The sequence below is a fragment of the Curtobacterium sp. ME26 genome, assembly GCF_903970945.1.
GTDB lineage: Bacteria > Actinomycetota > Actinomycetes > Actinomycetales > Microbacteriaceae > Curtobacterium > Curtobacterium citri.
On sequence record NZ_CAJCKG010000020.1, the window covers coordinates 15536 to 34864 of the forward strand.

Annotated in this window: 16 protein-coding genes; 1 reads left to right on the top strand and 15 read right to left on the bottom strand. The window is 73.2% G+C overall.

Annotated elements, in window-relative coordinates; genetic code table 11:
- Nucleotides 1–72: 72 nt before the first annotated feature.
- The 10 genes from H7A69_RS09585 to H7A69_RS09630 form a co-directional block, all read right to left on the bottom strand.
- A complete protein-coding gene (locus H7A69_RS09585; RefSeq protein ID WP_069710779.1) occupies nucleotides 73–390 on the bottom strand; it encodes a YlxR family protein in 318 nt (105 codons plus the stop codon).
- Nucleotides 391–496: 106 nt separating this feature from the next.
- On the bottom strand, nucleotides 497–1492 hold the full coding sequence (gene nusA / locus H7A69_RS09590) for a transcription termination factor NusA (protein ID WP_069710778.1): 996 nt from the start codon (nucleotides 1490–1492) through the stop codon (nucleotides 497–499).
- Between the two features lie 144 nt (nucleotides 1493–1636).
- Nucleotides 1637–3391: a proline--tRNA ligase gene (locus H7A69_RS09595; RefSeq protein WP_182046825.1), complete on the bottom strand. Its 1755-nt coding sequence runs from the start codon at nucleotides 3389–3391 to the stop codon at nucleotides 1637–1639.
- A gap of 95 nt (nucleotides 3392–3486) precedes the next feature.
- Complete coding sequence (gene ispG / locus H7A69_RS09600) at nucleotides 3487–4620, bottom strand: flavodoxin-dependent (E)-4-hydroxy-3-methylbut-2-enyl-diphosphate synthase (protein ID WP_069711351.1); 1134 nt, start codon at nucleotides 4618–4620, stop codon at nucleotides 3487–3489.
- Between the two features lie 50 nt (nucleotides 4621–4670).
- Nucleotides 4671–5237, bottom strand: a complete 567-nt coding sequence (locus H7A69_RS09605; RefSeq protein WP_182046826.1) for a cysteine hydrolase family protein — start codon at nucleotides 5235–5237, stop codon at nucleotides 4671–4673.
- Nucleotides 5234–6682: a purine-cytosine permease family protein gene (locus H7A69_RS09610; protein WP_182046827.1), complete on the bottom strand. Its 1449-nt coding sequence runs from the start codon at nucleotides 6680–6682 to the stop codon at nucleotides 5234–5236. Before H7A69_RS09610 ends, H7A69_RS09605 begins: the two co-directional genes overlap by 4 nt.
- Nucleotides 6683–6697: 15 nt before the next feature.
- The gene (locus H7A69_RS09615) at nucleotides 6698–8032 is read right to left on the bottom strand and encodes a M50 family metallopeptidase (RefSeq protein ID WP_182046828.1); all 1335 of its coding nucleotides are present in this window, start codon (nucleotides 8030–8032) and stop codon (nucleotides 6698–6700) included.
- A 155-nt stretch (nucleotides 8033–8187) separates the two neighbouring features.
- Entirely contained in the window at nucleotides 8188–9312 is a 1125-nt protein-coding gene (locus tag H7A69_RS09620) for a 1-deoxy-D-xylulose-5-phosphate reductoisomerase (RefSeq protein ID WP_182046829.1), read from the bottom strand.
- 2 nt (nucleotides 9313–9314) lie between these two features.
- Entirely contained in the window at nucleotides 9315–10289 is a 975-nt protein-coding gene (locus tag H7A69_RS09625) for an FKBP-type peptidyl-prolyl cis-trans isomerase (protein ID WP_182046830.1), read from the bottom strand.
- A gap of 6 nt (nucleotides 10290–10295) precedes the next feature.
- The gene (locus tag H7A69_RS09630; RefSeq protein ID WP_182046831.1) at nucleotides 10296–10772 is read right to left on the bottom strand and encodes an OsmC family protein; all 477 of its coding nucleotides are present in this window, start codon (nucleotides 10770–10772) and stop codon (nucleotides 10296–10298) included.
- Nucleotides 10773–10864: 92 nt separating this feature from the next.
- On the opposite strand from H7A69_RS09630, the gene H7A69_RS09635 reads away from it, so the two are divergent.
- Complete coding sequence (locus H7A69_RS09635; RefSeq protein ID WP_182046832.1) at nucleotides 10865–11857, top strand: asparaginase; 993 nt, start codon at nucleotides 10865–10867, stop codon at nucleotides 11855–11857.
- 38 nt (nucleotides 11858–11895) lie between these two features.
- On the opposite strand, the gene H7A69_RS09640 is transcribed toward H7A69_RS09635, so the two are convergent.
- From H7A69_RS09640 to H7A69_RS09660, 5 genes are all read right to left on the bottom strand, one after another.
- A complete protein-coding gene (locus H7A69_RS09640; RefSeq protein WP_182046833.1) occupies nucleotides 11896–12609 on the bottom strand; it encodes a hypothetical protein in 714 nt (237 codons plus the stop codon).
- Between the two features lie 117 nt (nucleotides 12610–12726).
- Nucleotides 12727–14403 (bottom strand): zinc-ribbon domain-containing protein, encoded by a 1677-nt coding sequence (locus H7A69_RS09645; RefSeq protein ID WP_182046834.1) that lies wholly within the window; start codon nucleotides 14401–14403, stop codon nucleotides 12727–12729.
- Nucleotides 14400–16916 carry a transglutaminase domain-containing protein gene (locus tag H7A69_RS09650; protein ID WP_182046835.1) on the bottom strand — a complete coding sequence of 839 codons (2517 nt, stop codon included), beginning with the start codon at nucleotides 16914–16916 and terminating at the stop codon, nucleotides 14400–14402. Before H7A69_RS09650 ends, H7A69_RS09645 begins: the two co-directional genes overlap by 4 nt.
- Complete coding sequence (locus tag H7A69_RS09655; RefSeq protein WP_259346167.1) at nucleotides 16913–18253, bottom strand: DUF58 domain-containing protein; 1341 nt, start codon at nucleotides 18251–18253, stop codon at nucleotides 16913–16915. Before H7A69_RS09655 ends, H7A69_RS09650 begins: the two co-directional genes overlap by 4 nt.
- A 65-nt stretch (nucleotides 18254–18318) precedes the next feature.
- Nucleotides 18319–19290: an AAA family ATPase gene (locus H7A69_RS09660; RefSeq protein ID WP_182046837.1), complete on the bottom strand. Its 972-nt coding sequence runs from the start codon at nucleotides 19288–19290 to the stop codon at nucleotides 18319–18321.
- Between the last annotated feature and the right edge of the window lie 39 nt (nucleotides 19291–19329).

Consider the following 19329-nt stretch of genomic DNA (forward strand, 5'->3'; position numbering starts at 1 on the left):
TCTCCTTCACGGGTCCCACCCCGCGAAGGGGGCAGGACTCACTGGATGACGGGTCTCACTTCGAGCCGCTCATCAGTTGTCCATAAGCCGTTCAGCCTGTTCTGTCGTGTCCTGGTGTCCGCCCGACTGCTCGGCTGCGAGGCCGTGCAGGTGGTCGAGCACTGCGGACGTGTCGGGTTCGCGATCCAGCCGGAGCGCCCGGCGGAAGGCCCGGCGCTTGACGGCCAGTTCGTAGGCTTCGACGGTCGGGGTGAGCCACGCCCCCCTACCCGGCATGACTGCCTTCGGATCCGCCACGACACGACCGTCGCTCAGGGCGACGACACGGAGGAGGGAGGATCGGGGAGCACGGCGACGACTGCCGATGCACGTTCTGACGGGAACCACCATACTCCTTGCCTCCGACGACCGCGATCCGGCGCGCCCGGTCGGGTCACGCCACCAGCGGAACACGTCGGGCGGCGGCCACCGCCCGACGTGCTCCGGTGCCCGCCCCTCAGTCGTCCCCGTCGAGGATGCTGTCGGGCTGGATGTCGATGCGCGCGCCGGTGAGCTTGGCGGCGAGACGGGCGTTCTGCCCCTCCTTGCCGATGGCGAGCGACAGCTGGTAGTCCGGCACGAGGGCGCGGACGGCCTTCGTCGAGGCGTCGAGCACGAACGCGCTCGTGACCTTCGCCGGCGACAGCGCGCTCGCGACGAACGACGACAGGTCCGACGACCAGTCGACGATGTCGATCTTCTCGGTGCCGAGCTCCGTCGTCACCGCGCGGACGCGGGCGCCGAGCTCACCGATGCAGGCACCCTTGGCGTTGACGCCGGGCTCGTTGGCCTTCACCGCGAGCTTGGTGCGGTGCCCGGCCTCGCGGGCGATCGAGGTGATCTCGACGACGCCCGAGGCGATCTCCGGGACCTCGAGCGCGAAGAGCTTCCGGACCAGGCCCGGGTGGGTCCGCGAGACCGTGATCTGCGGGCCCTTCGGTCCGCGGCCGACGCTCGTGACGTACACGCGGATGCGGTTGCCGTGCTTGTACTCCTCGCCCGGCACCTGCTCCTCGGGCGGCAGGATCGCCTCGACCGTGCCGAGGTCGACGTGCACCATCTTCGGGTTCGGACCCTGCTGGATCACGCCCGCGACGATGTCGCCCTCCTTGCCGCGGAACTGACCGAGGATCTTGTCGTCGCCGATGTCCCGCAGCCGCTGGTTGATGACCTGCTTGGCGGCGAAGGCGGCGATGCGGCCGAAGTCGCTCGGCTGGTCGACGGCCTCGCCGACGACGTTGTCGTCCTCGTCGCGCTCGGGCACGTACACCGAGACCTCGCCGGACTTGCGGTCGAGCTCGACGCGCGCCTGCGGGTCGACGTGCTCGTCGTTCTCGGTGCGGTGCTTCTGGTACGCCGTCAGGATGGCCTGTTCGATGATCCGGACGAGTTCGTCGAACGGGATCTCCCGTTCACGCTCCATGAGTCGCAGGACTGCGAGATCGATCTTCACCGAGGTGCCTCCGTTATTCAGCTGAGTCGCTCCTGCGGGTGGAACTGCGCAGAAGTCGGCCACAAGCGTACCCCAGAACCACGAGACGGACGGGAGGCGCGGTGCCAGCTGGCGCCGCGCCTCCAGTCCGTCAGGGGGTCGCGATCAGATCGCGCGGACCGCCTCGAGCAGTTCGGCGACCGGTACGTCGCGCCGCTCGCCCGAGCGACGGTCCCACAGCTCGACGACGCCGTCGGCGGCGTTGCGCCCGGCCACGACGACCACGGGGACGCCGAGCAGCTCGGCGTCGCGGAGCTTCACGCCCGGCGAGACCTTCGGACGGTCGTCGTACACGACGTCGTACCGCTCGCCCTCGAGGGTGTCGATGAGCGTCGTGGCGAGGTCGTAGGCGACCTGGTCCTTGCCGGTCGCGACGACGTGGACGTCGAACGGGGCGACCTCCTTGGGCCAGGCGAGGCCCTTCTCGTCGTTGTGCGCCTCGGCGAGGATCGCGAGGATGCGCGTCACGCCGATGCCGTACGAGCCCATCGTGACGGTCGCGAGCTTGCCGTTCTCGTCCTGCACCTTGAGGTCGAGCGCCTCGGCGTACTTGCGGCCGAGCTGGAACACGTGCCCGATCTCCATGCCGCGGGCGGTCTCGAGCGGGCCGGAGCCGTCGGGCGCGGGGTCGCCCGCGCGGACGTCGGAGACCTCGGCGACGCCGTCGGCGGTGAAGTCACGGCCCATCACGAGCCCGGAGACGTGCACGCCGCGCTCGTTCGCACCGGTGACCCACGCCGTGCCCTCCACGACGCGGGGGTCGACGAGGTACCGGATGCCCGAGTCGCTGTCGGCACCCAGGACCTGCGGGCCGATGTAGCCCTTGACGAAGACGCCCGGGTGCCGCTTGAAGTCGTCGTCGCCGGCGGCCTCGACCTCGGCCGGGGCGAACGCCACCTCGGCGCGCTTGAGGTCGACCTCGCGGTCGCCGGGGAGCCCGACGACGACGACCTCGCGGGTGCCGTCGAGGTGCGTCAGCGCGAGCACGACGTTCTTCAGGGTGTCGGCGGCGGTCCACGGGGCGCCGTCGCGCGGCGCGACCGCGTTGGCGTGCGCGACGAGCGTGTCGATCGTGGGGGTGTCCGCGGACGGCAGCGTCACGGGCTCCGGCTGGCCGTCGATCGGCAGCGCGTCCGGCACCGGCGTGACGTACGCCTCGACGTTGGCCGCGTAGCCGCCGGCACTGCGGACGAAGGTGTCCTCGCCGACACCGATCGGGTGCAGGAACTCCTCGGACTTCGAGCCGCCCATCGCGCCGGCGTCGGCCTTGACCATGACGTACTCGAGGCCCAGGCGGGCGAAGATCCGCTCGTAGGCGTCGCGCATCACCTGGTAGCTGCGCTCGAGCCCCTCGTCGGTGAGGTCGAACGAGTACGCGTCCTTCATGGTGAACTCGCGGCCGCGCAGGAGTCCGGCGCGGGGCCGGGCCTCGTCGCGGTACTTGTCCTGGATCTGGAAGAGCGTGACGGGCAGGTCCTTGTACGAGCCGTACAGGTCCTTCACGAGGAGCGCGAACATCTCCTCGTGCGTCGGCGCGAGCAGGTAGTCGGACCCCTTGCGGTCCTGCAGGCGGAACATGCCGTCGCCGTACTCGGTCCACCGGTTCGTCGCCTCGTAGGGCTCGCGGGGCAGGAGTGCGGGCAGCAGGACCTCCTGCGCGCCGGCCGCGACCATCTCCTCGCGGATGATGTCCTCGATCTTGTGGCGGACCCGGAGGCCGAGCGGCAGCCACGCGAAGATGCCCGGCGACTGGCGACGGACGTAGCCGGCGCGGACGAGCAGCTTGTGGCTCGTCACCTCGGCGTCGGAGGGGTCGTCGCGGAGCGTGCGGAGGAACAGATGGGAGAGCCGTGTGACCACGGACGCAAGCCTAGCGGCGGTGGTCGCGGGACGACGACGGACGGGAGGCACGTGGCGGGGCAGCCACGTGCCTCCCGTCCGGAAGGGGGTCGACCCTAGGCCGTGGTGACCACCTGCGGCGTGCCCGGCGCGGCGTCCGGACCCATCTCGTCCGCGATCCGGTTCGCCTCGGCGATCAGGGTCCGGACGATCTCGTGCTCGGGGACGGTCTTGACGACCTCGCCCTTGACGAAGATCTGCCCCTTGCCGTTGCCGGAGGCGACGCCGAGGTCGGCCTCGCGGGCCTCTCCCGGGCCGTTCACGACGCAGCCCATGACGGCGACCCGGAGGGGCACGGTCATGCCCTCGAGCCCCTTCGTCACGTCGTTCGCGAGCTGGTAGACGTCGACCTGTGCACGGCCGCAGCTCGGGCAGGAGACGATCTCGAGCTTGCGCTCGCGGAGGTTGAGCGACTGCAGGATCTGCAGGCCGACCTTCACCTCCTGCGCGGGCGGGGCGGAGAGCGAGACGCGGATGGTGTCGCCGATGCCCTCGGCGAGCAGGATGCCGAACGCCGTGGCGCTCTTGATCGTGCCCTGGAACTCGGGGCCGGCCTCGGTGACGCCGAGGTGCAGCGGCCAGTCCCCCGCCGCGGCGAGCTGGCGGTAGGCCTGCACCATGACGATCGGGTCGTTGTGCTTGACCGAGATCTTGAAGTCGTGGAAGTCGTGCTCCTCGAACAGGCTCGCCTCCCAGACCGCGGACTCGACGAGTGCCTCCGGCGTCGCCTTGCCGTACTTCTGCAGCAGGCTCGGCTCGAGGGATCCGGCGTTGACCCCGATGCGCAGGCTCACGCCGGCGTCCTTCGCGGCGCGGGCGATGGCGCCGACCTGGTCGTCGAACTTGCGGATGTTGCCCGGGTTGACCCGGACCGCCGCGCACCCGGCGTCGATCGCCTGGAAGACGTACTTCGGCTGGAAGTGGATGTCGGCGATGACCGGGATCTGCGACTTCTTCGCGATGATCGGCAGCGCGTCCGCGTCGTCCTGGCTGGGGACCGCGACGCGGACGATGTCACAGCCGGACGCCGTGAGCTCGGCGATCTGCTGCAGTGTCGCGTTGATGTTCGTCGTCGGCGTCGTCGTCATCGACTGCACGGAGACCGGGGCGTCGCCGCCCACGAGGACCTTCCCGACCCGGATCTGCCGCGACTTCCGGCGCGGGCTCAGGGTTGCGGGGACTTTCGGCAGACCGAGGTTCACTGCTGGCACGGGCGTCACTCTACGCCGTGCCGGTGACCTCACCCGGTGCTGGTGACCAGGTCGGCGCCGCGGTCGACGACGGTGATCAGCGGGGCGTACAGGCGCATCGCTGCCAGGGCCCGTTCGTGGTCGACGTCGCTCGCGCCGGCGCACGCGTCGGCGACGACCGTCACGGTCGCTCCGGCGTCGGCCGCGGCCAGCGCCGTGCTGAGCACGCAGCAGTCCGTGGAGACCCCGGTGAGCACGAGGTGCGGGTGGTCGCCCACGACGGCCCGGAGGCTCGTCCCCCACTTGCCGAACGTCGGTTCCGTCACGACGGGGACGTCCCGGTGCGCGGCGAACGGCTCGGTCAGCGCGTACAGCGGGTCCGCGTCGGGCACGAGCGCGAACGGCCAGTCACGGTAGTACGGCGCCCAGGCGCCCTGCGGCCGCTCGGGTGCGACGAAGCGGGTGAGCACCGTCCGCCCGACGAACCGGGGCAGCAGCCGCGCGGTGCCGGCCGCCGCGTCGTCGTACCGCGGTGCCGCCCAGGGGCTGTCGCCGGAGAAGACGCGCTGCAGGTCGATCGCGACGAGCCAGGCCTCCGCGGGCACCGTCACGGTCACGCGCCCGCCTCCTGGCGGCGCACGGAGCCGCGTGCGCCGAGCACCGTGCCGACGAAGCCGACGACGAGCGCCACGAGGACACCGAGGTTCGCGTAGGCCCAGTCACCCGTGCGGCCGCCGAGGCCGAACGGTCCGAGCAGGTACCCCTGCCAGTTCAGCCACGCCGGGACGCCCGAGGTGTTCGTCACGAGCCCCCAGCCCAGCGCGGTGCCGACCAGGACGAGCGCGATCGCGGCCCAGCGGACGTCGCCGTAGCGGCCTCGGCGGTCCTCGAGCTCGGACTCGGCGTAGGCACGCCGCCGCAGCAGCACGTCGGCGACGAACACCCCGGCCCACGCGGCGACCGGCACGCCCAGCGTGATGAGGAACGCCTGGAACGGTGCGATGAACGTCGGCGCGAAGAACACGACGTACACGGCGCCGGCGACCATGAACACCCCGTCCACCCCAGCGGCGACCGGTCGCGGGATGCGCACGCCCGCGCTCAGCAGCGCGAGGCCGGACGAGTAGATGTCGAGCACCGCTCCGCCGACGAGCCCGAGGATCGCGACGAGGGCGAAGGGGATCAGGAACCACACCGGCAGGATCGTGGTGAGGGCGCCGATGGGGTCGATGCGGATCGCGGCGTCCAGGTCCTTCGACGACCCGGCCAGCAGGACCCCGACGACGACGAGCACGGCCGGGGCGAGCGCTCCGCCGAACGTCGTCCACCAGACCACCCCGCCCGTCGACGACGACCGCGGGAGGTACCGGGAGTAGTCCGCGGCGGCGTTCACCCAGCCGAGGCCGAACCCGGTCATCACGAGGACGAGCGCGCCGACGACGTTCTGCGTGCTGCCGGCCGGCAGCGCCCCGAGGGCACCGGGGTCGATCGACGGCACGGCGAGCACGACGTACACGACCGTCAGCACCGCGGTGACGACGGTGATGACCGTCTGCAGGCGCATGATGACGTCGAAGCCGGCGATGCCCGCACCGACGACGAGCGCGGCCACGACCAGCAGCGCCACGAGCTTCGTCACGACGCCGTCGTCCCAGCCGAGCTCACGGAAGACCGTCGACGTCGCCAGCACGGCGAGCGACGCGAGCGCCGTCTCCCACCCGACGGTGAGGACCCAGCTGAGGAAGGACGGCAGCCGGTTGCCGCGGACCCCGAACGCCGCGCGGCTCAGCACCATCGTCGGCGCCGAGCCCCGCTTGCCGGCGATCGCCACGATCCCGCAGAGCAGGAACGAGAACGCCACCCCGACGACCGACACGACGGTGGCCTGCAGGAGCGAGGTGCCGAAGCCGAGCACGAACGAGCCGTAGCTCAGGCCGAGCACGGACACGTTCGCGGCGAACCACGGCCAGAACAGGCCCCTCGGTGTGCCCTTGCGGTCGGACTCGGCGATGACGTCGGTCCCCTGCCGCTCCACGGTGCGGACGTCGGGCGCTGTGGTCATGCGCCGAGCGTAGTGCTACCCGAACAGGTTCACCGGTCGCACGATGTCGGCGTAGATCAGGAGCGCGCTCATGCCGGCCAGCAGCACGACGACGACCATCGTCAGGGGCATCGACTTCGCCAGGTCGATCGCGCCCGGGTCCGGCTTGCCGACCAGCACGTAGGCGCGTCGCTTCACGGCCTCCCAGAGCGCACCGGCGATGTGGCCGCCGTCGAGCGGCAGCAGCGGCACCATGTTGAGCACGAACAGGCCGATGTTCAGCGACGCCAGCAGGCCGAGGATCGTGTACGCCTTGTCGACCACGGGCACCCCGCTCATCGACGAGACCTCCCCGATCGCGCGTCCGACACCGACCACCGACACGGGGCTGTCCTGCGACCGCTCCTGCGCGCCGAACGCGGCGTTCCACACGGCGACCAGGCGCTGCGGCAGGTCGATGATCAGGTGCGCCGACGCCGCGATCTGCGCGCCGGTCGCCGGCAGGACGGCCGCGGGCGACTGCCGCACCAGCGACTGCCCGATGCTCACGCCCACGACGCCGACCCGCTGGGTCTTCGTCGTGCCGTCGGCGTTCTTCGCCGCCGTGCCCTGCTCCGTGACGACGTCGCGCGTGGCGAGCTGCGGGGTGACCTCGAGCGTCCGCCGGACGCCGTCGCGTTCGACCACGACCGTCACGGCCTCGCCCGCCGACCGCTGGAACACCCGGGAGACCTCGGCGATCGTCGGGTCCTGTCGCCCGTCGACCGCGACCACGACGTCGCCGTCGCGGATGCCCGCCTGCTTCGCGGGCGACTCGGCGTCACCGGGTGCGCAGGCCGTCGAGCTGCTCGTCGGCAGGACGCAGTCCACGCTCGACGTGAAGGTCGTGGTCGGGGCGCCGAAGCCGCACAGCAGGACCCCGAAGAGCACGATGCCGATCACCAGGTTCATCGCCGGACCCGCGACCATCACGATGATGCGCTTCCACGGGGTGAGCCGGTAGAACGCCCGGGAGTCGTCCCCGCCGGAGTCCGCGATCTGCTCGGCACTCGCCTGGCGGGCGTCCTGCACGAACGCCCCGTACATCCCGGTGTTCGTGATCGCGCTCGGGCGGCCCGACGCGCGGGGCTTGAGCATGCCGACCATCGAGATGTACCCGCCGAGCAGGATCGGACGGATGCCGTACTCGGTCTCGCCCCGTCGGAACGACCAGATCGCCTTGCCGAAGCCGAGCGAGTACTGCGTCACCTTGACGTTGAAGAGCTTCGCGAACGACAGGTGCCCCAGCTCGTGGAGTCCGATCGAGACCAGCAGGCCGACGATGAAGACGACCACGCCGAGGACGAAGAGGAGCACGGATTCGACGGTCACCGCAGCAGGGTACGGGACCCTGCCCATGACGGAGCCGAGCGCGCCCTGAGAGGTCTGCCGTGCCTCCCGACCCCCGGGAGGCACGGATCACCGCGGGCGCGTCCGTCACCAGACCGCGTGGCGGGGTCGCGACCCTGCCCGCGCCCCTGGTCGCGTCAGCGGGCCAGCAGGCGGTCCGCGGCGGCGCGCGCCCAGCGCTCGGCGGCGAGGACGCCGTCGAGCGACGGCTCCCCCGCGGTGTGCTCGTCGACCACGCGGCGGACGGTGTCGACGATGTCGAGGAACCCGATCGCGCCCGCGTGGAACGCGGCGACGGCCTGCTCGTTCGCGGCGTTGAACACCGCCGGGAAGGTGCCGCCGAGGACCCCGACGTGCTTGGCGAGGTCGACGGCGCCGAACGCCTCGGCGTCGAGCGGCTCGAAGGTCCACGTGCTCGCACGCGTCCAGTCGAGCGGGACCCCGACGCCGGGCACCCGGTTCGGCCAGGCGAGCCCGAGGGCGATCGGGAGTCGCATGTCCGGGGGTGACGCCTGCGCGATCGTCGAACCGTCGACGAACTCGACCATCGAGTGGACGATCGACTGCGCGTGCACGGTCACGTCGATGCGGTCGTACGGCACACCGAAGAGGAGGTGGGCCTCGATCACCTCGAGGCCCTTGTTGACGAGGGTCGCCGAGTTCGTCGTGACGACCAGGCCCATGTCCCAAGTCGGGTGCGCCAGTGCCTGGGCCGGGGTGACGTCCCGCAGGTCCTGCCGGGAGCGACCGCGGAACGGACCGCCGCTCGCCGTGAGGACGAGCCGTCGGACCTCCGCGTCCGCGCCGGACCGGAGCGCCTGCGCGATCGCGGAGTGCTCGCTGTCCACCGGCACGATCTGCCCGGGGGCGGCCGCCCGCTGCACCAGCGGGCCGCCGACGATCAGGCTCTCCTTGTTGGCGAGGGCGAGGGTCGCGCCGGTCTCGAGGGCCGCGAGGGTCGGTCCGAGCCCGACCGAGCCGGTGATGCCGTTGAGGACCACGTCCGCCGCGACGCCGCGGACGAGGCGCTCGGCGTCCGCGGCGCCGAACGCGGTGTCGCGGACACCGAAGCGTGCGGCCTGCTCGGCGACGAGGTCCCGGTTCGAGCCGGCGGTCAGCCCGACGACCTCGAACCGGTCGGGGTTGCGGGCGACGACGTCGAGGGCCTGCGTGCCGATCGACCCGGTGCTGCCGAGGACGACGATGCGGCGCCGTGCCGGGGTCTGCTGCGCGGTGGGTCCCGGCCCGGCGCCGTCCGTCACGGTCAGCCCTTGGCGAGGATGTCGACGACGAAGACCAGCGAGGCGTCCTTCGGGATGCCGGAGCCCTCGGGCGGGTTCGACCCGTAGGCGTCCTCCGGCGTGGTCACGATGAGGACCTGCGAGCCGACCTTCTGCCCGACGAGTCCGGTGACGAAGCCCTTGATGAGCGAGCCCTCGGAGACGGTGAACGTGGTCGGGGCGCCCTTCGACCACGAGGAGTCGAACTCCTTGCCGCCGTCGAGCTGCACGCCCTTGTACTGCACCAGGGCGGTGTCGCCGTTCGCGATGGTGTCGCCCGTGCCCTGCTTGAGGACCTCGACCTCGGTCTTCGACGGGGCCTTCGCACCCGACGGGATCGTGATCTCGGGCTCGCCGTCGGCCTTGTCCTCGACCGTCGGCAGCGCCGGGTCCTGGGGCTGCGGTGCGCCGGTCGCCTTCGTCGGGGTCTGCGCGACGACGTCGGCGACGACGACGATGTCACCGCCGGTGTTGAAGCCGAGGGCCGCCGACTGGCCGACGACCGCCACCCGCTCACCGACCTTCGTGCACGCGAGGAGGGCACCGAAGCCGGTCCCGCCGACCGAGAGCACCTGCGGGTTGCCCTGGTCGAACCCGACCGCGCCGAGCTTCGAGGCGTCGGACGCCTTGTAGACGACGTAGGAGACCTGGGCGAACTCGCCGTCCCGCAGGGCCTTGCCCGACCCCTTCACCACGGTGGTGGCCTGCGGCGTCGAGGCGCTCAGCCCCTTCTCGAACGCGACACCCGGGGCGGAGTCACCGCCCACCGCGGCACCGCTGACCTTGATGCCGTCCGAGGCGGACCCCGGCTCGGGGCACGACGAGATGGGCGTCGCGGTGGCGCTCGACGACGCACTGGGCGAGGTCGAGGCGTCACCCGAGCCGTTCCCGGAGCAGGCGGCGAGTCCCAGCACGACGGCGGGGACGAGGGCGATCGGGAGCAGACGGAGACGCTTCACGGGGACCTATCCTGCCGCACGGACCTTGGTGACGGGCGTGTGGTGGACGGGGAACGCCACGGAACGCGCGACGAAGCAGAGGCGACCTGCCTCCGCGTGCGCCGCCTCGGCGTCCTCGACGCGGTCGGCCTCGAGGATCGTGACGACCGGGCGCAGGGTCGCACCGGTCAGCTCCCCCGTGCCGTCGCGGTGCACGTCGAGCGACGCCGACGCCGAGTCCTGGTAGTCGACCACCGTGAAGCCCCGCTGCACGGCGACGTACAGGTAGCTCATCATGTGGCACTGCGCGAGCGCGGCGAGGACGAGCTCCTCCGGGTTCCAGCGGTCGCGGTCACCGCGGAACGTGGGGTCGGCCGACCCGGCGACGTCCTGCTTGCCCGCCGCGGAGATCGTGTGGTCGCGGCCGTAGTCGCGGTAGCCGCTCGTCCCGGTGCCCCGGTCGCCGGTCCACCGGACGGCGACCTCGTAGGAGTGGTCGGTCACGGTGCGCTCCTTCGTGCGTGGTGGTCGAGCACCGACCGTCCCGCGATCGGTGCGTGCGACGTCGCGGCGTGCCCGCTCACTACGATGACGGCATGACGGTGATCCCCGACGTCCGCACAGACCGCCATCCTCTCACCGCCGAGGGCTCCGTCGAGCTCGCGGTGCTCGACCGGAACGGCTTCGACGAGAGCCGGCACGTCGGTGCCGGGGTCGTCGTCGCGTCGGACGGCTCCGTGCTCGACGTCGTCGGCGACGCCGGAGCGAGCATCTACCCGCGTTCGACGATGAAGCCGTTCCAGGCGCTCGCGATCCGCCGCGCCGGTGCCACGTTCAGCGACGAGGAACTGGTGCTGACGACCGCCAGCCACGCCGGCACCGCGGCGCACCAGGCACTCGCGCTGCACATGCTCGAGTCGTTCGACCACGAGGAGTCCGACCTCGGGTGCCCGCCCGACCTGCCGTTCGACCGGGCGACCGCGCGGACGATGCCCGGCCCGCGTCGCCTCGCGATGAACTGCTCAGGGAAGCACGCCGGCATGCTCGCCGCCTGCCGCGTCAACGGCTGGGACGAGGCCACCTACCTCGAGATGGCGCACCCGCTGCAGCAGCGCGTCCGGGAGACCGTCGAGGAGTACACGGGCGAGACCGTCGACGTCGTCGGGACCGACGGCTGCGGCGCCCCGGTCTTCCCTCTCACCCTGCGCGGCCTCGCCCGCGGCTTCGCCGGGGTCGTCGCGCGACGGGACGCGGACACGGCGGCCCTCGTCGACGCGGTGCTCGACCACCCGTGGGTCATCGACGGCGTCGGACGGGCGAACACCGTGACCATCGAACGACTGCAGGTCCTGGCGAAGTTCGGCGCCGAGGGCGTCATGGTCATGGGCCTCCCGGGCGGTGCGGCCGTCGCGGTGAAGACGCTCGACGGATCGCAGCGCGCCGGCACCGTCGCGGCGCTGACGCTGCTCGAACGCAACGGTCTGCTCGACGCCGCGGGCGTGGCGGACGTCCTGGCGGCGACGAGCGAGCAGGTGCTCGGCGGTGGGGTCCCCGTCGGACGGGTCCGACCGGGGGCCGGTCTGCGCTGAGCCGGTCTGCGCGGAGCCGGTCTGGGCTGAGCCGGGCGTCACGGCGTCGTGCTCCCCGGGACCAGCAGGGGCAGCACGGGGTCGATCGTCGTCGAGCCGCCGTCGTCGTTGTCCTGCGTGCGACAGCCGTGGCGGGTCACCTCGACGAGGTGGTCCCAGCGGCGCGGGAGCAGGTGCAGTCCGGGCACGAGGACGACGGTCGTCCGCGGCCGGCCGCCGCCGTCGAGCCGGACCGCGACGGCGGTCCCCGGGGGCAGCGGGGTGCTCGGTGGTCCGGGGACCCCCGCACCGGAGGCGCGGACGACGTCGTCGGGCGGGCTCCCGGTGGTCGCGCCGCCGTCGAGCTGGGCGCGGACCGCGGTGAACATGCCCTCGGCGAGTGCGCCGGTGCCCACCACCACCACGTGGCACGGGGCGGTCGGGTCGGTGGCGACACGCACCAGGTGACCGTCGTCACGCCGGCCGAGCAGGATGCCGGGGCCGGGTGCGGGGTTGGGGTCGGGTACCGAGCCGCCGTGGTCCCGGACGCCGCTGCCCTCCGACGGCGCCGTGACCGGGTCGACGAGCACCACCGGCGGACCCGTCGACGTCCTTCGGTCGGACCGGACGACGAGGAGGTCCAGCAGGGCGCACCACCCGCCGGCCACGAGGAGCGCCGCACGGCCGGAGCCCGGCAGGTCCGCGACCACGCCGACGAGCACGAGCGCACCCGCGGTACCGACGAGGCACGAGCGGGCGACGGCGAGGGACACGGTCCGAGCGAACCGCCTCCGCCCCGCTACCGAGAACGGCGGGACGCTCGCTGGGGAGCGGGCGAGCGGGTCGGCCTCCTGTGCAGGAGGGTCAGGTCGGCGGGGAACCGCCGACCGTCACTGCACGAGGAAGAACTGCTCGCCGATGTCCACCCGGGCACCACGCTCGACACGGTACCGCCGGCCCGGCTCGCAGCGACGGATCGTGCCGTCGATGTGCCGGACGACCGTGCCGTTGCCCGAGAACCGGTCCGCGACCCACAGGTCGTCCCCGTCGCGGCCGAGCTCGAGGTGCGTCTTCGACACCGACTTCCCGGGGTCGTGCACGGTGAGGAGCTCATCGAAGCGTTCGCCGGGCTGCGGGCGGGGAAGACGCCCGAGCAGGCCGGTCCCCTGCACGGCGGTGCGCTCCCCCGTGCTGAAGTGCAGCACGAACGGTGCGGTGCTCGTGTTCCGGTCGACGATGCGGGTCTCCTCGACGTCCTCGGCATCGGACCCGTCGTCCGCACTCGAGGGCACGGCCGCCGAGGCCGCGGAGGGCAGCACCGGCCCGGTCGCACCGGGCACCGGCGGCAGCGGCGCCGCGGTGGGGACGGGCGGGACGCCGTCGAGGGGCGGCACCGAGACGGAGGCGGTCGGGACGGTCGGCGAGGCCGGATTGGGCGGCACCGTCACCGGTGCACCCGGGACCGCGTCGGGCGCGGCGTGCGCGCCACGGGTCCGGAGGGGCGTCCTCGGGGTGTCCTCGGGCGCTGCCGATCCTGATGCGTCCGGTCCGGGCGCGTCCGTGCGGGGCTCGGGCAGGTCGCTCGGAGGTGCCTCGTCGAAGGTGTCAGCGTGCTCGGGCTCCGAGGGAGCGTCCGCGACTTCCGACGACACGTCCACGTGTTCCGAGGACCCGTCCGCCGGTTCCGACCGGGACTCCGGCTCGGCATCGTCCACGGGCAGGTGCTCGGCGGCCCAGTCGGGACGGGCCAGCGGCAGCGGCACGACGGGGCCGGTGAAGGCGGCGGTGACCGTCGGTCGGACGGCGCCACACTCGGCGCAGAAGATGTCGTCGGGCTCGAGCGTGTGTCCGCAGACCGGGCAGGTCGCCGGTCCGCTGCTCGGGGTGACGAGCGGGGTCGGGGCGCGACGCTCGACGAGCGGCTCGACCACGGCGGTGTCACCGGGCTGCGGACCGTCGTCGTCCCGCGGCTCCTCGGCCACGGGAGGCTCCGGTGCCGCCGAGCCGCGACCGACCCACCACGACGGGCGCGACGGAGCGGGCGGCTGCGGTGCGGCGGGCGCCCAGACCGGAGCGGCAGCCCGGTCGTCAGCGCCCGCGCGGTCCGCATCCGCCTCGGTGTCGTCCGCCGCAGTCGCCCCCGCTCCGGGCGTCTGTGCTGCGTGTGTCCGAGCGACGGTGCCGTCCGCCGGCAGGGTCTCGTCGGCGACCGGGTACGCGGCCGGATCGAGCGGCGGTTCCGCGTCCGGTGCGACACCCTGCGTCGGGGTCGGCGCGGGCGGTGCCGCGGGTCGGTCGTCGGGGCGGGAGGCTGGCTGCCGGTCCTCGCCGGTCAGCCAGGCACGGGTGGCCGGGTCGAGGGTGGCCTCGGGCAGCCAGGCCTCGGTGGCCGGGTCCGGGTGCCGACCGTGCTGGTCCGGTTGGCGGAGGGGCGGCGGCGGGGTCTCGTCGAGGGGCGCGGCCTGGACGGGCCGACGGTTCGCCGAGACGGTCACCGAGCGCCCGCACTCACCGCAGAAGATCGCGCCGTCCGGCAGCATCGATCCGCAGTGCTCGCATCTGATCACGGTTCGCCTCTGTCCTCACTCGGCCGTCCACGACGCTCGCCGGCCTTCGGACCATCGTAGTCACGACCTCCGCGACGATCCTGGCCGTCCCCACCGAGCCCGGCACCGGCCTCCGGCGCCTCCGGGCGCAGCCGGTCCGCTGCCCGTGCGCCGTGGCGACGGACCGCGGGGCGACGCAGGGACCGGAGGGACACCGCGGCACGCCAGCGCTCGCGTCGGGTGCGCCCCGCTCGGAGGCTCGTGATCGCCTCGTCCGTGGCCGACCACATGCGGTCGGCGGTCCCCGGTTCGACCTCACCGGGCCCGAAGACGCTCCGGTCGGCCAGCGCCGCGAGCCCGATGCCGCCCTCCCCCGGTGCGCCCGCGACGGCCTCGCGCCTCGTGGCCGCCATCACGACGTCGTGCCCGCGGTCGACCAGTGCGTCCCGGTACTCGTCCCACGCACCGACGACCCGCGCTCGTGGTGTGGGCCCCCGTCGGCGTCGACGACGTCGCAGCCGCTTGCAGAGGACGACGACGGCGAACGGCAGGAGCACGAGTGCCACGAAGCCGAGCGTGGCGAGCACCCACGGCAGGGCGGCGAGGAGGATCTGCAACCAGAGCGGCTGCACGGGAGGCGTGTCCCGGTCGCTCTGGGGCGGGGCGTGCTGGTCCTGGTCCTGCTGCTCGACGGGCGGCGGTGGGACGACGGTCTCCGGCCGCGTGACCGGCTGCGGCGTCTGGTCCTGCTCGTCGGGGATGTCGCGGACGACCGGGTTCGGGTCGACCATCACCCACCCCCACTGCTCGGTGTCCACCTCGACGCGCGCCGTGACGTCCGACCCGCGGAACGTGGTCGTCCCGTCGGTGCCGGTGCCGGAGGACGTCGCGGCTCCCGAGTCGCCGCCGGCGGTGAAGCCCATCACGACCCGGGACGGGAACCCGAGTTGCCGTGCCATGAGCGCGGCGGCGACGGCGTACTGCTCCTGGTCGCCGATCATGACCGGCGCGGTGAGGAGTTCCTCGATCCGGTCGGCACCGTGTCCCGACCGGCTGGCCCGGTCGTCGCCGACGCCGTGGCTCACGTAGCCCGTCCGCTTGAGCGACTCGATCGCCGCGACGAGCCTGGCACCGTCCGAGCCGCCGTCGGCGGACGTCGCCTCGACTCGCTCCCGCACCGCGTCCGGCACACCGGTCGGGCTCGGCACGGTGGCCGTGCCCGGACGCGCCGACGCGAGCTGGTCGTCGGTCGGCTGGTCCGGCAGCACCGCCCGCAGGTCGTACCGGGTGTCCGCGTCGACGCCACCCACCACGACGGCCGTCCCGGTGGTGCGGTTGTAGGAGAAGGCGCCGCGGTCCCGGTCGGCGTCCGACCCGCGGAAGGTCACCGTCTCGAGGTCGCCGACGGTGGGCAGCCACACGCCGCGGTACCCCTCGACGGCGACAGTGACGTCGAGGTCGGTGCCCCGGACACCGCGCACGTCGACCGAGGTCGGGACGCGCTCGAAGGTGCCCGAGGCGGAGGCTCCGTCGTCGCCCCCCACGCGGTAGACCACACCGTCGTACGTGTCGAGGGTGGCGATCCGCACGAAGCCACCCTGCGGCAGGCCCGTCACCCGCAGATGGGCGGCGTCCGCCTGGCCGGGCTCCTCGTAGGACCGGAACGCGCTGAGCGGGCTGAGCTCGTCACGCGGGTCGAACGGCTTGACCACGTCGGTCCGCGCGACCGTCCGCCCCACCGACGGCGGAGCCACCAGGCCGAGGCCCGTCGCGACGACCGCGGCCGCCACGATGGTGCCCGTCCCGACGAGGGCGGGTCGCAGCACGGACCGCCACACGGGCACGCGCGCCCCGACCGTCGTCGCCACCGAGACGGCGCGACGCACGTGCCGTGCGGTGAGGGCCCAGACCAGGGCGATGCCGCCGAGCACGACGGCCGTCGCCAGGGCGACGTCCAGTCGGCTGGGTCCGACCACGACCGCGGCCGCGAACAGCACCAGTCCCGGGATGCTCGCGAGCTCCGGACGGGAGGCACGGGTCGCCACGCTCACGCCGACCACCGTGGCGACGAGCGTCGTCACGAAGTACGGCACCAGCAGGGACTCGTAGGACCCGACCGGCAGGCTGACCGTCACGAGTCGCTTCCAGTCGAGCGCCACACCGGCGAACAGGTCGACGAGCCCGGCACCGGTGGGCAGGATCCCGACGGCACGGTCCGGCACCGCCGCCGGGACGCCGGTGAGCGCGAACACCGCGACGGTGAGCGCGCCGACCACCGCGGCGGGCAGGCGGGCGAGGGCGCCGGCGAGGGCGAGGGCCGTCCCGGCGAGGACCGCGGTCACGCCGGCCGTCACCATCGAGGCGTCGCGGTGGACCGGCCACCAGGCGGTGCTCGCCACCGCGAGCACGAGCCAGGTGGCGAGGGTGCCCCCCGCGGTGCGCAGGGCACCGCGCCGACGCTCGGCCCGGCGGTCGCCCCGGCGGTCGGTCCGCCGCGTCCGCAGTCGCGGAGCGTCCTCGGTCGCCGCGCTCACGCCGCTGCCGATCGGTGGAGGGCCTGCCGGAGGTCGTCGAGGTAGCCGATCGTCACGACCGTCAGCCCGGCGACCCGGAGGAAGCGCGGTTGTGCCTCGGGCTCGCAGGTCACCGCGACGACCTCGACCCCGACGGGGAAGCGCGTGGCGGCGAGCCGGAGCGCCGGGAGCCCGACCTCGGAGCCGACCACGAGGAACGCCACCGAGATGCCGGCGGTGTCGGCGCCGACGATCCGCGCGACCTCGGCGACGGGGAGGCACGAGTCGGAGAGGCCGACCGTGGCGAACTCGTCGAGCAGGCGGGTGGGCGTCACGGTGGGCAGGCGGTGCACGGCGTAGACCGGCCGCTTGGCGTACTCCGGGGTCCGTTCGGACACGACGACCGACACCTCGCGCCCGTCCCGGACGGCGCGGGTGCCGAGCGACGCCGCGGCGCTCACCGCCAGCTCGAACTCGTCGTCGTCCGCGAACTCGCCGCGGCCGGTCGCGAGGGCAACCACCAGGTGCGATCGCCGGGTGTCCTCGAACTGTCGCACCATCAACGCGCCCGACTTCGCCGTCGACTTCCAGTGGATCGTGCGCGGGTCGTCGCCCGGCAGGTACTCGCGGACCGCGTGGAACGCGATGTCCGCCGGCGACAGGTCGGTCGTCGCCTGGCCCTCGAGGTCGCGGACCAAGCCGGTGCTCGTCGACGGGATGGCGATGGTGCGCGGGTGGACGATGACCTGTTCCCGCGCCGTCCAGACGACCTCGCGCCGGACGATGCCGACCGGGTCCGCCCGCACGCCCGTGACCGGACCGACGTCGAGCACACCGCGACGCACGGTCGGGACCGGCACCTGCTGCTCGAAGACGCCGTTCGGCGCGATCGAGGGGATCGCCACGTCGACCAGGCCGGTGCCGACGGGCACCTCCACCGTGGTCGGGACCGACGGCAGCCGCGCCGGGTTCTCGGCCGTGACGACGACGCCCGCGTCGTCGCCCACCGCCACCCGGTGCTGCGGCAGGCGCATGCGGATGAGCAGGCGGGACCGTCCGAGCAGCGCGAGCACCGCCACCACGACGAGGACCGTCCCGGCGAAGCCCACCACGACGACCTCGCGCAGTCCGAAGCGGTAGCCCGCGACGAAGGCGACGAGCGTGACGGCGGCGACCGTCCAGCCCAGGCCGGTGACGACGGACGAGACCTCGGCCCACCCGCGGCGGACGAGCCTCCAGGCCGCGGTCCACGCCTTCGCGACCCCGACGACCGCGTCGGCGGCGACCCCGTCCCGGTCCCCCACCAGGCGGGTGCGGACGTTCGTCAGGCCGGCGACCGTGCCGGTCCGCTCGGACACGGCGGAGCTGCGCCGTGAGCGGGTGGCGTCTCGGCGCGAGCGGGTGGCAGCGGGGCGGCGGTCGGTCACGACACCGCTCGGTCGGCGGGCGGCGGGGTCTCGACGAGGAGCTGGGAGACGACGCTGGTCGCGCTGACGCCGTCGAACTCCGCCTCCGCGTCGAGCACCAGGCGGTGTGCGAGCACCGGCACCGCCAGTGCCTTGACGTCGTCGGGGGTCACGTAGTGGCGGCCGAGCACCGCCGCGTGCACGCGCGCAGCACGGATCAGGCCCATCGCGCCGCGGACGCTCACACCGAGGCGGACCTCGCTCGCGCCACGCGTCGCCTCGACCAGGCGGGCGACGTAGTCGGCGATGGTCGGGTCGACGTGCACGGTCCGCGCGAGTGCCGCCATCTCCGTGACCGTCGCTGCGGGGACGACGCTCGCGAGCGGGACCGCGGCGGACGGTGCCGCGGAGGTCTCGAGGAGTCGGACCGTGGCGGCGTGGTCGGGGTAGCCGATCGACGTGCGCATCAGGAACCGGTCGAGCTGCGCCTCCGGCAGGCGGTACGTGCCGGCCTGCTCGACGGGGTTCTGCGTCGCGATGACCATGAACGGTGCCGCCAGGGTGTGGCGTGTGCCGTCGATGGTGACCGCGGACTCCTCCATCGCCTCGAGCAGCGCCGACTGGGTCTTCGGGCTGGCCCGGTTGATCTCGTCGGCAAGCACGATGTTCGCGAACACCGGACCGCGGTGGAAGTCGAACTCCTGCGTGCGCTGGTCGTAGACGCTGATGCCCGTGATGTCCCCGGGCAGCAGGTCCGGCGTGAACTGGATGCGGTTGGTGCTCCCCTGCACGCTCTGCGCCATCGCGCGCGCGAGGCTCGTCTTGCCCGTGCCGGGGACGTCCTCGAGCAGCAGGTGGCCCTCGCTCAGCATGGCCGTGACGGCCAGTCGGATGACGAACGTCTTGCCCAGGAGGACCTGCTCGACGTTCGTCACGATGCGACCGGCGACGTCGGCGAACCAGGCGGCCTGCTCGGGGGTCATGCTCATGCGGGAGGGTCCTCGTTCTCGAAGGGCGCGGGTGGGGCT

Bases quoted from the DNA above. Each gene is read 5' to 3' on its own strand.
- H7A69_RS09585 (WP_069710779.1), bottom strand. From the start codon at position 390: ATGGTGGTTCCCGTCAGAACGTGCATCGGCAGTCGTCGCCGTGCTCCC.
- H7A69_RS09610 (WP_182046827.1), bottom strand. From the start codon at position 6,682: ATGACCACAGCGCCCGACGTCCGCACCGTGGAGCGGCAGGGGACCGAC.
- H7A69_RS09635 (WP_182046832.1), top strand. From the start codon at position 10,865: ATGACGGTGATCCCCGACGTCCGCACAGACCGCCATCCTCTCACCGCC.
- H7A69_RS09660 (WP_182046837.1), bottom strand. From the start codon at position 19,290: ATGAGCATGACCCCCGAGCAGGCCGCCTGGTTCGCCGACGTCGCCGGT.